The organism is Paraburkholderia aromaticivorans (assembly GCF_012689525.1).
Classification (GTDB): domain Bacteria; phylum Pseudomonadota; class Gammaproteobacteria; order Burkholderiales; family Burkholderiaceae; genus Paraburkholderia; species Paraburkholderia aromaticivorans_A.
Map to the genome: position 1 here is coordinate 4469039 of NZ_CP051516.1, position 14728 is coordinate 4483766.

Annotated in this window: 14 protein-coding genes; 1 reads left to right on the forward strand and 13 read right to left on the reverse strand. The window is 60.6% G+C overall.

The features are described from left to right. Window positions 1-56 precede the first annotated feature (56 nt). The 5 genes from HF916_RS48515 to HF916_RS48535 all read right to left on the reverse strand — a co-directional run bounded on the left by HF916_RS48515 (window position 57) and on the right by HF916_RS48535 (window position 3127). Window positions 57-596 (reverse strand): F0F1 ATP synthase subunit delta, encoded by a 540-nt coding sequence (locus HF916_RS48515; RefSeq protein WP_073427840.1) that lies wholly within the window; start codon window positions 594-596, stop codon window positions 57-59. Between the two features lie 2 nt (window positions 597-598). Beyond that, the gene (locus HF916_RS48520; protein WP_074281809.1) at window positions 599-1069 is read right to left on the reverse strand and encodes a F0F1 ATP synthase subunit B; all 471 of its coding nucleotides are present in this window, start codon (window positions 1067-1069) and stop codon (window positions 599-601) included. A 139-nt stretch (window positions 1070-1208) separates the two neighbouring features. Continuing rightward, window positions 1209-1478: a F0F1 ATP synthase subunit C gene (gene atpE / locus HF916_RS48525; RefSeq protein WP_007180033.1), complete on the reverse strand. Its 270-nt coding sequence runs from the start codon at window positions 1476-1478 to the stop codon at window positions 1209-1211. Window positions 1479-1566: 88 nt separating this feature from the next. Further along, a complete protein-coding gene (gene atpB / locus HF916_RS48530) occupies window positions 1567-2418 on the reverse strand; it encodes a F0F1 ATP synthase subunit A (protein ID WP_168795602.1) in 852 nt (283 codons plus the stop codon). A gap of 163 nt (window positions 2419-2581) precedes the next feature. After that, window positions 2582-3127, reverse strand: a complete 546-nt coding sequence (locus HF916_RS48535; RefSeq protein ID WP_168795603.1) for an ATP synthase subunit I — start codon at window positions 3125-3127, stop codon at window positions 2582-2584. A gap of 496 nt (window positions 3128-3623) precedes the next feature. On the opposite strand from HF916_RS48535, the gene HF916_RS48540 reads away from it, so the two are divergent. Then, window positions 3624-4715 (forward strand): IS630 family transposase, encoded by a 1092-nt coding sequence (locus HF916_RS48540; RefSeq protein ID WP_168788681.1) that lies wholly within the window; start codon window positions 3624-3626, stop codon window positions 4713-4715. A gap of 434 nt (window positions 4716-5149) precedes the next feature. Here the strand turns inward: HF916_RS48540 and HF916_RS48545 are convergent, their stop codons facing one another. From HF916_RS48545 to HF916_RS48580, 8 genes are all read right to left on the reverse strand, one after another. Continuing rightward, window positions 5150-6037, reverse strand: a complete 888-nt coding sequence (locus HF916_RS48545) for a ParB/RepB/Spo0J family partition protein (RefSeq protein WP_168795604.1) — start codon at window positions 6035-6037, stop codon at window positions 5150-5152. A gap of 18 nt (window positions 6038-6055) precedes the next feature. Then, window positions 6056-6847: a ParA family protein gene (locus HF916_RS48550; protein ID WP_168795605.1), complete on the reverse strand. Its 792-nt coding sequence runs from the start codon at window positions 6845-6847 to the stop codon at window positions 6056-6058. 92 nt (window positions 6848-6939) lie between these two features. Beyond that, on the reverse strand, window positions 6940-7623 hold the full coding sequence (gene rsmG, locus HF916_RS48555) for a 16S rRNA (guanine(527)-N(7))-methyltransferase RsmG (protein ID WP_168795606.1): 684 nt from the start codon (window positions 7621-7623) through the stop codon (window positions 6940-6942). Further along, window positions 7620-9578, reverse strand: a complete 1959-nt coding sequence (mnmG, locus tag HF916_RS48560; RefSeq protein ID WP_168795607.1) for a tRNA uridine-5-carboxymethylaminomethyl(34) synthesis enzyme MnmG — start codon at window positions 9576-9578, stop codon at window positions 7620-7622. Before mnmG ends, rsmG begins: the two co-directional genes overlap by 4 nt. Before the next feature lie 175 nt (window positions 9579-9753). After that, window positions 9754-10506 (reverse strand): ABC transporter ATP-binding protein, encoded by a 753-nt coding sequence (locus HF916_RS48565; RefSeq protein WP_206001998.1) that lies wholly within the window; start codon window positions 10504-10506, stop codon window positions 9754-9756. Window positions 10507-10517: 11 nt separating this feature from the next. After that, window positions 10518-12302: a branched-chain amino acid ABC transporter ATP-binding protein/permease gene (locus HF916_RS48570; protein ID WP_168795608.1), complete on the reverse strand. Its 1785-nt coding sequence runs from the start codon at window positions 12300-12302 to the stop codon at window positions 10518-10520. Between the two features lie 4 nt (window positions 12303-12306). Beyond that, on the reverse strand, window positions 12307-13362 hold the full coding sequence (locus HF916_RS48575; protein ID WP_168795609.1) for a branched-chain amino acid ABC transporter permease: 1056 nt from the start codon (window positions 13360-13362) through the stop codon (window positions 12307-12309). 205 nt (window positions 13363-13567) lie between these two features. Then, window positions 13568-14728, reverse strand: a complete 1161-nt coding sequence (locus HF916_RS48580; protein WP_168795610.1) for an ABC transporter substrate-binding protein — start codon at window positions 14726-14728, stop codon at window positions 13568-13570.

Below are 14728 nucleotides of genomic sequence, written 5' to 3' on the forward strand. Positions count from 1 at the left end.
TTCGCTCCTGATAGTCAATTCTGTTGCGTGCCAGCCGCTTCAGCGCCTTGGGCGCTTCAGGCCGTCAGAGCCGTCTGCATGCTGGCAAGCCGCGCGCGGACCGAGGTATCGAGCACTTCGTCGCCGACCGTCACGCGCACGCCGCCGATCAACGACGAGTCGACTTCAACCGTCGGCTTCAGCTTGCGTTTGAACTTGCGTTCGAGACTTGCGACGAGGTCGTTCAACTGCGCGCCTTCGAGCGGGAATGCGCTGACGATCAGCACATCGGCCGCGCCTTCGCGGGCGTTCTTCAACTCTTCGAACTGCACAGCGATTTCCGGCAGCAATTGCAGACGATGGTTGTCCACCAGCATTTGCACCAGATTCTTCGCTTGCGCGTTGTCTTTGAGCGGCGACTTGACCGCAGCCAGCAGCAGTTCGCTGACTTGGGCGCGGCTTACTTTCGGGCTCGAGGCAATCGACAGCACTTCGGGCAGACGCGCAACCTGTGCCAGCTCCTGCACGAGCGTGGACCAGGCGGCGATGTCACCAGCTTCGGCCACGCCAAACAGCGCTTCTGCGTACGGACGGGCGATGGTTGCAAGTTCGGCCATGATCAGAGCTCGGCTTTCAGTTGATTCAGCAGGTCAGCGTGAGCTGCCTGGTCGACTTCGCGCTTCAGGATCTGTTCAGCGCCCTTCACAGCGAGTGCAGCGACTTCGCCACGCAGCGTTTCGCGCGCTTTCACGACTTGCTGGTCCGCGTCGGCCTTCGCTTGCGCGATGATGCGAGCAGCTTCAGCTTGTGCTTGAGCCTTGATTTCGTCAGCGACTGTCACAGCGCGCTTTTCCGCGTCGGCAATACGTTGCTGACCGTCGTTGCGTGCCTGAGCGAGTTCCTGGTCGACGCGCTTGTGAGCGGCTTCGAGTTCTGCCTTGCCCTTTTCAGCAGCCGACAAACCGTCAGCAATCTTCTTCGAGCGCTCGTCGAGGGCGTTGATCAACGGCGGCCACACGAACTTCATCGTGAACCACGCGAGGATCAGGAACACGACCATTTGCGCAAACAGGGTTGCGTTGAGATTCACGGTGTTTCCTTAAACGTTGCTAGTTCGGAAAGTGAAACGGCAAGGCGCTCATCGATTCTGTATTCGATCAGCGCCCGAGTGCCCGTTCCGCCCCTGCGCCTTTACCAGTTATAGCTCAGGCGCAAACTTCCGAGGAACCTCAGCCTGCCAGCTTCGACAGCAGCGGGTTCGCGAACGCAAACAGCATTGCCACACCAACGCCAATCAGGAACGCCGCATCGATCAGACCAGCCAGCAGGAACATCTTGGTTTGCAGCGGGTTCATCAGTTCCGGCTGACGTGCACATGCTTCGATGTACTTGCCGCCCATCAGGCCAATACCGATACAGGCGCCGATTGCACCCAGGCCGATGATGATGCCGATACCGATGGCGGTCAGACCCTGGATGTTGGCGATGAAAGCTTGCATGATCACTCCTTTGTGAAAAGTCTTTTAGAACTGGTTGGAACTGGGATTTAATGAAACAAAACTAAAAACGTCGTTCGACAAGCCGTGATTAGTGGCTGTCGTGTGCCTGTCCGAGGTACACCAGCGTCAGCATCATGAAAATAAATGCCTGCAGCAGAACGATCAGAATGTGGAAGATCGCCCAAACCGTGCCAGCGATGACGTGGCCGATAAAGCCGAGCACTGACGCGTCCGCGCCGAAACCCCACATGCTGCCGAGCAGAGCAATCAGCAGGAACAACAGTTCGCCCGCATACATGTTGCCGAACAGCCGCATGCCGAGCGAAACCGTCTTTGCGACGAACTCGATGATGTTCAATGCAAGGTTCGGGATCCACAGCAAAGGATGCGCACCGAACGGAGCCGACAGCAGTTCGTGCACGAAGCCGCCTGCGCCCTTGATCTTGAAATTGTAGTAAATCATCAGCGCGAACACGCCGAGCGCGATGCCGAGCGTGCCGTTCAGGTCGGCGGTCGGCACGATGCGGTGATGGGGGATGACTTCCGACAGCCCCAGCCAGCCGATTACGCGGCCCGGCAAGTCGACAGGGATAAAGTCGAGCGAGTTCATCAGCGCGACCCATACGAACACGGTCAGGGCCAGCGGCGCGATGAACGTGCGGCTGCCGTGGATCATCGACTTCGATTGATCTTCGACCATTTCGACCAGCATTTCGATCGCGCACTGGAAACGGCCCGGCACGCCGGACGTTGCCTTGCGGGCAGCGAGATGCAGAATCAGGATCGTGGCCAGACCGCAAACGATCGACCAGAAAAGGGTGTCCAGATTCCAGACGTGAATGTCGAAAATCGACGTCTGGTGCGCGGTGGAAAAGTTCTGCAAGTGGTGCGCGATGTACTCGGACGGATCCAGAGCGCGCGTGCCTTCGCTAGCTGCCATATCGTTAATGCCACCCAAATTGTCGAAAATCGTCTTAGGCCGCTCCCGCAGCAATTCTGTATTGCGGGAACACGCCGGGTGCGGACCATGTCATATCCGCACACCTGTTGCCGGCGCTGCGCGCCAGCCTGAATTTTTTGCTACTACTTTCGTTGCTGCTACCTTAGCGCCAAGCTAAGGCGATCCAGTACGTCTTGAGCGCGATGAGGTAAGTCACGAGCAGCGGAACCCAGCGTACGTCGTGATACCAGAAGGCGATGGCTACAAACATCGCGATCGTTGCCCCCATCTTGAGCGCTTCGCCGATCATCCAGCTCATCGCTGTTTCGGCGCCGCTCAGCGTTCTCAGTCGTGCCGCGAACAACGCGCTCGGCACCCAGCAGATCGCTCCCCCCAGGAACGCGGACAGCGCAGCAGCGCCCGGCGGCTTGTAGAACAGCCACCACACCAGCGTAGCACCCAGGGACAAAACCATTTGCGCTGCCACGACCTTGAAAGGCGTAACGCGCGATGGACGGCTCACGGCGGGACCAAATAGCTTTTCAGCTTCGGCCCGCGTGAGCGGAACGATATTGTTATCTTGCTGCTCGACATCCCACGCTTCGTCAGGTGTCGCTTGCCGACCGGTGGACGCAACGGAAGCTTTGCGTTCAGCGCGGTGTTCGTCGTGCCCATTCTTCGGCGCTTGATTCGACGTTTTGACCGCCATCGCAGTGTTCCGAAAGTCTTATTCCAGCCCGCGAGCTTACGCTGCGCTTACGGGGTTCCCGTGCAATTAAATCCGGGCGATTGTAAGCGATAGTTGCAGGCAATTCAAGACTTTAGGCCGTTCAATAACCAGCGTGAAAAGGCTCCTCACCATGCGGGAACGGCTGTTTCACCGGGCGAAACACGTCAAATGTAAGGCTGTCGGGCAGTGCCAAAACATGCTGTGCGAAGCGGGAGAATTTACCCTCGTTGATGGGTCGTTTAAACGCCGTAGCAGACGTCTCGAAAATGCAACAAACGTCGATTTTTGCCTAAGCAGGTGGACATGGCGGGCGCCGCCCGGTAGGCGCGAAGTAATGTGCTCTGATTCGTGGACCGTGCGTGACGATCCACGAGAAAGGCCTTCGAGAAGTATCCCCTCGCTAGTGTGCCGTTCTGTTGTTAACTAATCTATGTTCACGTAGCATGCTGGTATCAATGGAACGGGAGATGCCAGCATGCCCATGGGACGACCGAAGGCCGAACTGGTGTTGAGTGAAGATGAGCACTCGCAACTGACTTCGATAGCGCGTTCGCGCTCGATTTCGGCGGCGCTGGTGACGCGTGCGCGCATCGTGCTGGCTGCTGCTGTCGGGGAACCCAACAGCGCCATTGCCCAGCGTCTTCAGCTCACGCGTGCCACGGTGGGCAAGTGGCGTCTCCGGTTCCTGGAGCATCGCATCAACGGGCTGTATGACGAAGTACGTCCCGGCAAGCCGCGCACGATTGACGATGAGCGGCTGGCGCAGCTGATTCACAAGACCCTGCACACCAAGCCAGCGGATGGCTCCACGCACTGGAGCGTGCGCACGATCGCCGCCGAAACGGCTATCTCGCCCACGAGTGTGCACCGGTACTTCAAGCTGCTGGGCCTGCAACCGCATCGCAGCGAAAGCTTCAAGCTCTCGACCGATCAATTCTTCATCGAGAAACTGCGCGACGTGGTTGGCCTGTACCTGAGCCCGCCCGAGAATGCATTGGTCCTGTGCGTGGACGAGAAGAGCCAGTGTCAGGCGCTCGAACGCACGCAACCCATGCTGCCGATGGGTTTCGGCTACGTCGAAGGCGTTACCCACGACTACGTTCGTCATGGCACCACCACGCTGTTCGCCGCCCTGAACGTACTCAACGGCGCAGTGCTCGCGACCTGCAAGCCGCGTCATCGGCATCAGGAGTTCCTGTCGTTTCTGCGCGAAATCGACAAGGCCGTACCGGCTGAACTCGACGTGCACTGCATCGTGGACAACTATGGCAGTCACAAGCATCCCAAAGTCAAGGCGTGGCTCGCAGCAAAGCCCCGCTGGCACATGCATTTCATTCCTACCTACAGTTCGTGGCTTAACCAGGTCGAACGCTTCTTTGCGCTGATCACCGACAAGGCCATCCGCAGGGGCTCGTTTGGCTCGGTCAAACAACTGATCAAGCGTATCGATCAGTTCGTTTCCCACTACAACGAAAACTGCAAGCCATTCATGTGGACTGCTTCCGCTGATTCCATCCTCGAAAAACTACACAGACTTTGTTCGCGAATCAGCGGAACGGAACACTAGCGCTGAATGAATGTGCTGGCGAGGTGGCGGCCAACTTTCAGCCTTTGCGTCGGACACGCCCTCCTCCGTGAAAGTTGTCCCCGTGGAGATTGCGGCCTAACCGCTTCGCGGCTCCTGACACCGGTCAGGCTGAAATGCGCTCGTATCGCGACGGAGACATGACGGCTACGCGCGCGACGGCCGCAATCCTCGCCGCCAGCGAGACCCCGTCGGATGGCTCGATATATGAGCAATCCTGATTATCCAGCGCCGTTTTTATTTAGGAATCCGTCGAACGTTGATATGGGTCACTGATCAGCCGCAGAGTGCGATCAGCGATGTGCGCTTTTTTTCAAACTCGCCGCCCCAAGACACCCATGGCGAACCCAACAGCTTGCGAAAGGTATTCAGCTTCATCGCAAGCTATCAGGCGCTCTTCCCATTCAACTCGCTAATCAAGCAGTGGCGTTACCACGCAACCGCACTAGGATGCCTTCCAGCGCGTCCAGATCACCGAAGTCCACCAGCACCTGCCCGCGCCCGCGTCGGCCGAGCTTGATCTTGACCGTCGCCGCCAGCAAGTCCGACAGTTCTTCTTCGAGCCGCCGAGTATCGCGGCCACCATCGCCATTCGCACGCGCCTTCACCGCTGGCGCAGCCTTTGTAGTCGCCGTCACTAGCTTTTCGGTTTCGCGCACCGACATGCGCTTGTTGACCACCTGGTTGGCCAACGTGATTTGCGTCGCGGCGTCGACAGCCAGAAGCGCGCGAGCGTGGCCCATGTCGAGATCGCCGGCCAGCAGCATCGTCTGTACGGGCGACGCCAGGTTGAGCAAACGCAGCAGATTCGATACCGCGCTACGCGAGCGGCCGACCGACTCCGCCGCCTGTTCATGCGTGAAATTGAACTCGTCGAGCAAGCGCTGGATGCCCTGCGCTTCTTCCAGCGGATTCAGATCTTCACGCTGAATGTTCTCGATCAGCGCCATCGCGGCGGCAGCCTGATCCGGGACGTTCTTCACCAGCACCGGCACTTCGTCGAGGCCCGCGAGACGCGCCGCGCGAAACCGCCGCTCGCCAGCGATGATCTCGTACCTGTCCGCCGACACAGGACGCACGAGGATCGGCTGCATCACCCCTTGCGCGCGGATGCTGGCCGCCAGCTCTTGCAATGCGCCCTCGTCCATGCGCGTACGTGGCTGATATTTGCCTGCCTGCAACTTGCTAAGCGGCAGCACGTTCGGCGCACCTTCGATCGTTACCGCCTCGGTAATGTCAGCTGTGCCACCCAGCAATGCTTCCAAGCCGCGGCCCAGTCCCTTCTTTCTTGCTACTGCGTTCATCGTGCTTCCTCGATCCGCTTAGGATGCCTGGGGCGCGTCATTCAATGCGCGCACCCGCTCAATCATTTCTGCGCCGAACTGCACGTACGCCTGCGCACCACGCGATGCCCTGTCGAACACCACGCCCGGCAAACCATAGCTGGGTGCTTCGGCGAGACGTACGTTGCGCGGGATCACCACGTCGAACACCTTGTCGCCGAAATGTTCTTTCAGCTGATCCGAGACTTGCTGTTGCAATGTGATGCGCGGATCGAACATCACGCGCAACAGACCGATCACCTTTAGGTCGCGATTCAGGTTCGCGTGCACCTGTTTGATCGTGTTGACCAGATCGGACAATCCTTCTAGCGCGAAGTACTCGCACTGCATCGGGATCACGACGCCGTGCGCGGCGCACAGGCCGTTGAGCGTCAGCAGCGACAAAGCCGGCGGGCAGTCGATCAGCACGAAGTCGTATTCGCTTTCGACCGTCGCGAGCGCGATCTTCAATTGACGCTCACGGTTCTGCACGCTGACCAACTCGACTTCAGCACCGGCAAGTTCGCGGTTCGCGGGCAGGACATCGTAACCGACGGCCTCCGGCCGCACTCGCGCATCGGCCACCGCGACGCCGTCCACAAGCACTTCATAGACGGTGTTTGCGCATGCAGCCTTGTCGATGCCGCTGCCCATCGTGGCGTTGCCCTGCGGGTCCAGGTCGATGAGAAGGACTCGCTGTCCCTGCGCTGCCAAGCTCGCGGCCAGATTGACTGTGGTCGTCGTCTTGCCGACGCCGCCCTTCTGGTTCGCAACGCAGAAGATTTTTGCCATCGTTGGTGTGTCCCTTTTGCAGCTTGGATGAAGTAAAAATCGTGGGTGGTGCCGATGCGGCTGTGGGCTAGCACGTGTCAGCCGCTAAGCCGCTAGTTGCCGGCATTCACCAAAACCTTGATCAGGTGTCGCTCGGCATCGAGCGACGGCACGTTCAGCCGAATAATCTGTTCCACGTGGGCGCCCGCCGGCAAGCGTTCGATCTCGCCGTCCGGGCGCACGCCTTTCATAGCCCAGATCGCACCCTGCTCCGAAACCAGATGACGGGCCAGTGTAACGAAATCCGCGAGCTCTGCGAATGCGCGCGAGACAATTACGTCGAACTTTGCCGGTACTTCGGCGCCTGGCTGCAAAGTCTCGACCCGGCCGGTTACCACCGAGAGATTCGCAAGGCCGAGTTCGGCCTTGGCCTGCGCCTGGAAAGCCGTCTTTTTATGAACGATGTCGTTCACGGTGACGGTCCATTCCGGCAGAACAATCGCCAGCACGATGCCCGGCAGGCCGCCGCCGGAGCCAACATCGAGTACCGAGGACGGGCCGAGCGGCGCGAGGTGCGGCACGATCGAAAGCGAATCCAGAATGTGCTGAATCAGCATCTGCCGCGGATCGCGAATCGCCGTGAGGTTGTAGACGGCATTCCACTTCGACAGCAACGCGACGTAGTCGAGCAGTTTGTCGAGTTGCGCGTCGCTCATGTCCAGGCCGAGCTCGTGTACACCGTCCGCCAGTAGCGGCGCCAACGCGTCCCTACCGCTTCCCATCTGGCTCACCGTCATTGCGTCACCGGCGTGCTGTCGGTGCCCGGCTCGACGGGTTTCGTCGGACGACGGCCCAAACCGCGCTTCAGATGGACCATCAGCAAGGAGATCGCCGCCGGCGTAATGCCCGAAATACGCGACGCCTGGCCAATGGTTTCAGGGCGGAATTGCGTCAGTTTCTGGCGCGCTTCGAATGACAAGCCTCGTACTTCCGCGTAGTCCAGCCCTTCGGGCAGACGCGTGCTTTCGTGCGCCTCGTTTCGTTCGATTTCGCCAGCCTGGCGGTCGATATAGCCCTGATATTTGATGCCGATCTCGATCTGTTCCTTGAGCTGGGCGAGCAGCACGTCGTCTTCTGCCAAGGTCTCAGGCGCGGCACAGGCGCCGGCACGCAATCCGCAAACCCCGTCGTAGGACACTCCCGGACGACGCAGCAGATCCGCCAAGCTGTACTCGTGATCGATCGGCTTGCCGAGCAACGCCGTCGCTTCATCGGCCGATAATGTCTTAGGATTGACCCAAGTCGTGCGAAGACGCTCTGTTTCACGTGAAACAGCGTCGCGCTTGCGGCTGAAAGCGTCCCAGCGAACGTCGTCAACGACGCCCAACTCGCGGCCAACCTCCGTGAGACGCATGTCCGCATTGTCTTCGCGGAGGCTCAGACGATATTCGGCGCGGCTTGTGAACATGCGATACGGCTCAGACACGCCGCGCGTCACCAGATCGTCGACGAGCACGCCAAGGTAGGCCTGATCGCGGCGCGGGCACCAAGCTTCCTTGCCTTGCACAAACAGACCCGCGTTGATCCCAGCCAGCAGACCCTGCGCCGCCGCCTCTTCATAGCCGGTCGTGCCGTTGATCTGACCCGCGAAGAAGAGCCCATTGATCACCTTGGTTTCCAGCGACGCCTTCAACCCGCGCGGGTCGAAGTAGTCATACTCGATCGCATAGCCCGGCCGCAGGATGTGTGCGTGCTCCAAGCCGCGCATCGACCGCACAAGCTCCAGTTGCACATCGAACGGCAGGCTCGTGGAAATCCCGTTGGGATAGAACTCATTGGTCGTCAGCCCTTCTGGCTCAAGGAAGATCTGATGCGATTCCTTTGATGCGAACCGGTGGATCTTGTCCTCGATCGACGGGCAATAGCGCGGCCCCACTCCTTCGATCACGCCGGTGTACATCGGCGAACGGTCGAGACCGCCGCGGATGATGTCGTGCGTGCGCTCGTTCGTATGCGTCACCCAGCACGGCACTTGCCGCGGATGTTGCTCAACGCGCCCGAGAAACGAGAAGACCGGCACCGGATCCAGATCGCCCGGCTGCTCTTCGAGTTGCGAAAAGTCGATCGTGCGACCGTCGATCCGCGGCGGCGTCCCCGTTTTGAGGCGGCCTTGCGGCAGCTTCAGTTCCTTCAGGCGCGCGGACAGCGAGATCGCAGCTGGATCGCCGGCGCGGCCGCCGGTGTAGTTATTCAAACCCACGTGAATCTTGCCGTCGAGGAACGTCCCGGCCGTCAGAACCACCGCGCGCGCGCGGAAACGAATCCCCACCTGCGTGACAGCGCCGACAACGCGGTCGCCTTCCACCATCAGATCGTCGACTGCTTGCTGGAACAGCCACAAGTTCGGCTGATTCTCCAGCCGATGCCGGATAGCCTGCTTGTATAGGAGACGATCAGCCTGAGCGCGCGTCGCGCGAACAGCCGGACCCTTCGACGAATTCAGGATACGGAACTGGATCCCGCCCTCGTCCGTCGCGGCGGCCATTGCACCGCCGAGCGCGTCGACTTCCTTCACGAGATGGCCCTTGCCAATGCCGCCAATCGACGGATTGCAGCTCATCTGTCCGAGGGTTTCGATGTTGTGGGTCAGCAGGAGCGTCGTATTACCCATGCGCGCCGAAGCTAAAGCGGCTTCGGTGCCGGCATGACCGCCGCCGACGACGATTACGTCAAATTCTGAGGGAAAGAGCATCGCGGATCTCACGCCAGATCGTCGCGTGAGCCTTTCAAAGGAAAATGTATGGGCGAATTATAACGGGTTCGGTTTAGGCCCGAATTTCGTCCGAATGGCCAATCCGTAAAAAAGCGGTGTGTTTCACGTGAAACACACCGCTTCGAACAACGGGAAACAGCAGCCAATCTAAGCGCTAAGCCACTTTCTTGGCCAACCCAAGATAGGTTTCGATCACGCGCGGATTCTGCGCCAAGTCCGCAGCCGGTCCTTCCAGTGCCAGCTCACCGGTTTCCAGCACATACCCGTAGTCGGAGATTTGCAACGCGGCGCGCGCATTCTGCTCGATCAGCAATGTGGCGACGCCGGTTTGCCGCAATGCGCTAATGATGTGGAAAATTTCTTTCACGATCAACGGCGCAAGACCGAGACTCGGCTCGTCCAGCATCAGCAGATCCGGCTTGCCCATCAGCGCCCGGCCCACCGCGAGCATCTGCCGCTCGCCACCGGATAAGGTTCCGGCAGCCTGCTTGCGTCGTTCTTTCAGCCGCGGAAACAGCGTAAAGACCGGCTCGAGCTGGTCGAGGAAGTTGCGCTCCCCTGCCCGCTTGCGCCGATAAGCGCCGAGGACGAGGTTGTCTTCCACCGTCATCGACGCAAACAGCTCGCGCTTTTCCGGCACCAGGCACATACCGCGCGCGACACGCTTTTCGACCGGCACGGCGCTGACGTCTTCACCTTGGTATAGAACGGCGCCCTTCGCGTGGCCCGTGGTCGGCAACGCGCCCATGATCGCGTTCAACAGTGTGGACTTGCCCGCACCGTTCGGGCCGATCACCGAGACGATCTGCCCGGGCCGCACCTTGATCGCCGCGCCGTGCAGCGCCTCGACCTTGCCATAACGGACCGACAAACCGTCCACGTCGAGAATGGGACCAGCAGCATTCATCGTGTTCTCCATCACTCCACCCCACCGAGATACGCTTCCAGCACTGCCGGATCTTGTTGTACGTCTTGCGGCAAACCTTCCGCGATCCGGGTTCCGAACTCCATGACTACCAGCCGATCGGTGAGATTCATCACGAAATCCATATCGTGCTCGACCAGCAGCACGCTCATGCCTTCAGCTTTCAGGCGACGCAGCAGGTCAGCCAGTTGCAGCTTTTCCTGGTAGCGCAGACCGGCGGCCGGTTCATCCAGCAACAGCAGCGTCGGATCGCAGCACAGCGCGCGAGCGATTTCCAGAATCCGCTGCTGTCCCAACGCCAAGCTACCGGCTTCGTCGTACATGTGCTGCTCGAGGCCGACGCGGCGAATCTGACGCGCCGCCTCGGCCATCAACCGCGCTTCCTCCACACTGTTCAGGCGCACGACGCTGCGCCAAACACCGGCTTGCCCACGCAGATGCGCGCCGATCGCGACGTTCTCGAGCACCGTCATGCCCGGCAGCAGCTTGACGTGCTGGAAGGTGCGGCCGATTCCGCGTTTGACGATTTCACGTGAACTCAGCGAATCGATGCGCTCGCCGCGGAACGAGATCTCACCGCTGGTCGCCTGCAGCACGCCGGTCACCAGATTGAAGGTGGTCGACTTGCCGGCACCGTTCGGGCCAATGAGACCAATGATCTGCCCTGCTTTCACTTCGAAGCTGACATCGTTCACCGCAACCAGACCGCCGAATTGCTTGCGCGCCTTGTTCACCGTCAGCAGGTCTTCGCCGGCCGCCGGCTTGCTGCGCTGCGGCAACGGCTCGGCATGATCGGCCAAATGAGCACGCGGCCCCTTCGGGAAGAAACGCGCGACGAACGGCCAAACGCCTTGGCGCGCGTACTGCAGCAACAGCACCATCAAGATGCCGAACACGATCACTTCGAAGTTGCCGTTCTCACCGAGCAGCTTGGGCAGCAACGTTTGCAGATAATCCTGCAGCACCGTCAGGATCGCCGCGCCGAGCACCGCGCCCCAGACGTGCGAGACGCCGCCCACGACCGCCATGAACAGAAACTCGATGCCGTGATTCAGACCGAAAGGCGTCGGGTTCACTGCGCGCTGCAGGTGGGCGTAAAGGAAACCCGAGACCGAGGCCAGCACCGCCGCGTACACGAAGATCACCACACGCATCCACCCGGTGTTCACGCCCATCGCTTCGGCCATCATGCCGCCGCCGCGCAACGCGCGGATCGCCCGCCCCGGACGACTATTAAGCAGGTTCTGAACTGAAATCACCGCGCCGAGCACGACCACCCAGATCAGGTAATAGATATGGCGGCCGGATTCGAGGTTGATGCCGAACACATTCAGCACCGGAATTCCGTTGATGCCGTCGTACTTGCCGAGCATCTCAAGATTGCCGAACAGGTAGAACAGCGCGAGCCCCCACGCGATCGTGCCGAGCGGCAGAAAGTGTCCCGACAGACGCATCGTCACCAGCCCGAGCATCAGCGCGATCAACGCCGTCACCACCACGCCGGCGATCAGCGCGAGCCACGGCGAAACACCGTAGCGCGTCGTCAGAAACGCGGTTGCATAGGCGCCGATACCGACAAACGCGGCCTGGCCGAAGCTCGTCATCCCACCGATACCAGTCAGCAGCACAAGACCGATCGCCACGATCGAATACAGGCCGATATAGTTGAGCAGCGTCACCCAGTACTCAGGCACGTGAATCGGTTGCGGCAACACCGGCAGCGCGAACAGCACCACGAGGAACAACCAGAAGAACTTGTTTTGCATGATCCGTTTCATCGCGTCACTCCTCTTCCTCTTCGGCGTGCGGGCTGGCAAGACTTCGCCAGAGCAACACGGGGATGATCAGCGTAAACACGATCACTTCCTTATAAGCGCTCGCCCAGAACGACGAATACGACTCCAGCAAGCCGACCAGAATCGAACCGGCGGCCGCCAGCGGATAGCTGACGAGCCCGCCGATAATCGCCCCCACGAAGCCCTTCAAACCGATCAGGAAGCCCGAGTCGTAGTAGATGGTGGTCAAGGGTGCGACGAGGATGCCGCACAGCGCGCCGAGGCCCGCCGCCAATGTGAACGCGAGGCGCCCCGCTTGCGTCGTGCCGATGCCGACGAGCCGCGCGCCGAGCCGGTTCACCGACGTCGCGCGCAAGGCCTTGCCCGAGATCGAGCGATCGAAGTACAGATACAGCGCACCGATCAACACCACCGCCGTGCCGACCACCCACAGGCTTTGCCCGGAAATCGTCAGCGTGTCGATGTTGAAGGTCGCATCGGAAAACGCGGTGGTACGCGAACCTTCCGCGCCGAACATCACGAGACCCAGACCGACCATCGCGAAGTGCACCGCCACCGCCACGATCAACAGCAGCAGCGTGGTCGCCTCCGCGATCGGCTCATAGGCGAGCCGGTACACATACGGCCCCATCGGAATCACGATCAGCAGCGTCAACGCGATCTGCGCGATCATCGGCAGCGGATGCATGAAAACGCCTTGGGTGAGCGCGTAGACCGCGATCGGAAACAACAGGTATTTACCGACCAGCATGACCAGCGTACGCGCCGCATGCCGGCGCCGCTCGGGATGCCGCACCAGCCCCGCTATCTCGACGACGAAGCAGGCCGCGCCCATCGCCATCAGCAACCAGCAGGTGGCCGGAAATTTCTGTGTCTGCAGTGCGGCGAGCGTCAACGCGCCGTACGAAACAAACTCCCCCTGCGGGATGAAGATCACCCGCGTCACGGAGAACACCAGCACCAGCGCGAGCGCGAGCAGCGCGTAGATCGCGCCGGTGGTGATGCCGTCCTGCGCGAGGATCGCCGCAATTGATAGATCCATACTTCCTCGTCCTGAAGCGTCGAAATCGAAACTGGGAAACCGTCGTGGCGGCAGAACTCGCGGCCGTCCACCGACCCGCTATGCCTGAAAAGGCGACCGCCGCGCCGGAACACGGCGCGGCGGTCGATGCCATTGTCATCGAACAGAATGGCAATGCGGCGTCACATGCCGCACGTTGCGCGAGAGGCGCGTAGCGCTTTTGTTGTTAGTCGTTCTGCAGCTTCCACTTGCCGTCGACGATCTGCACGATCACGCGTGCGCGCTTGTCGAGGCCGTTGTGGTCGGTCGTCGTGGTGTTCATGATGCCGTGCGAGACCGGCAGCTCCTTGATGTTCTCAAGTGCGCCGCGCAGTGCCACGCGGAACGCTTCGGTGCCCGGCTGAGCGGTCTTCAGCGCGACCGGAATCGCCGCTTGCAGCATCTGGCCGGCGTCCCATGCATGACCGCCGAAGGTCGCGACCGAGCCCGCGCCATACGCCTTCTCGTACGCCGCCTTATAGGCCAGCGACGACTTCTTCACCGGGTTCGAGTCAGGCAGTTGATCGGCGACGAGGATCGGTCCGGCCGGCAGGAATTCGCCTTCGCAATCCTTGCCACATACGCGCAGGAAGTCGTTGTTGGCGACGCCGTGCGTCTGATAGACCTTGCCCTTGTAGCCGCGCTCCTTGAGCGTCTTGGCCGGCAGCGCCGACGGCGTGCCCGCGCCCGCGATCAGCACCGCGTCGGGGTTCGCGCCCATCGTCTTCAGCACCTGACCCGTCACCGATGCGTCGGTGCGGTTGAAGCGCTCGTTCGAGACGATCTTCAGATTGTGTGCCGCGGCCGCCGCGGTGAAGACGTTGTTCCAGCCGTCGCCGTAAGCATCCGCAAAGCCGATGAAGCCCACCGTCTTCACGCCGTGATGCTCCATATAGTCGGCGATGGCGTCAGCCATCAGACTGTCGTTTTGCGGTGGTTTGAAGGCCCATGCGCGCTTCGCGTCCATCGGCGAAATGATCGCGGCCGATGCCGCCAGCGAGATCACCGGCGTCTTGCCTTCAGCCGCGGCGTCGAGCATGGCGAGCGAATTCGGCGTGACGGTCGAACCGATGATCGCGTCGACGTGGTCTTCGTCGATCAGCTTGCGCGTGTTCTGCACAGCTTTGCCGGTATCGGATCCGTCGTCGAGAATGATGTACTGCACGGTCTTGCCGCCGATCTCTTTCGGCAGCAGCGCAATCGTATTCTTTTCAGGAATCCCGAGCGATGCGGCCGGCCCCGTAGTAGAAAGCGTCACGCCGATCTTCACCTGAGCGAACGCCGCGCCCGCACTGCACATTAACGCCATGGCAATGCCGGTGCGTACCCATTGCTTTGTCTTTTTCAT

What these genes read in the sequence shown, in the direction of transcription:
- HF916_RS48515 (WP_073427840.1), bottom strand. Translation starts at nt 596, where the DNA reads ATGGCCGAACTTGCAACCATCGCCCGTCCGTACGCAGAAGCGCTGTTT.
- atpE (WP_007180033.1), bottom strand. Translation starts at nt 1,478, where the DNA reads ATGCAAGCTTTCATCGCCAACATCCAGGGTCTGACCGCCATCGGTATC.
- atpB (WP_168795602.1), bottom strand. Translation starts at nt 2,418, where the DNA reads ATGGCAGCTAGCGAAGGCACGCGCGCTCTGGATCCGTCCGAGTACATC.
- HF916_RS48535 (WP_168795603.1), bottom strand. Translation starts at nt 3,127, where the DNA reads ATGGCGGTCAAAACGTCGAATCAAGCGCCGAAGAATGGGCACGACGAA.
- HF916_RS48540 (WP_168788681.1), top strand. Translation starts at nt 3,624, where the DNA reads ATGCCCATGGGACGACCGAAGGCCGAACTGGTGTTGAGTGAAGATGAG.
- HF916_RS48545 (WP_168795604.1), bottom strand. Translation starts at nt 6,037, where the DNA reads ATGAACGCAGTAGCAAGAAAGAAGGGACTGGGCCGCGGCTTGGAAGCA.
- HF916_RS48550 (WP_168795605.1), bottom strand. Translation starts at nt 6,847, where the DNA reads ATGGCAAAAATCTTCTGCGTTGCGAACCAGAAGGGCGGCGTCGGCAAG.
- rsmG (WP_168795606.1), bottom strand. Translation starts at nt 7,623, where the DNA reads ATGACGGTGAGCCAGATGGGAAGCGGTAGGGACGCGTTGGCGCCGCTA.
- mnmG (WP_168795607.1), bottom strand. Translation starts at nt 9,578, where the DNA reads ATGCTCTTTCCCTCAGAATTTGACGTAATCGTCGTCGGCGGCGGTCAT.
- HF916_RS48565 (WP_206001998.1), bottom strand. Translation starts at nt 10,506, where the DNA reads ATGAATGCTGCTGGTCCCATTCTCGACGTGGACGGTTTGTCGGTCCGT.
- HF916_RS48570 (WP_168795608.1), bottom strand. Translation starts at nt 12,302, where the DNA reads ATGAAACGGATCATGCAAAACAAGTTCTTCTGGTTGTTCCTCGTGGTG.
- HF916_RS48575 (WP_168795609.1), bottom strand. Translation starts at nt 13,362, where the DNA reads ATGGATCTATCAATTGCGGCGATCCTCGCGCAGGACGGCATCACCACC.
- HF916_RS48580 (WP_168795610.1), bottom strand. Translation starts at nt 14,728, where the DNA reads ATGAAAAAGACAAAGCAATGGGTACGCACCGGCATTGCCATGGCGTTA.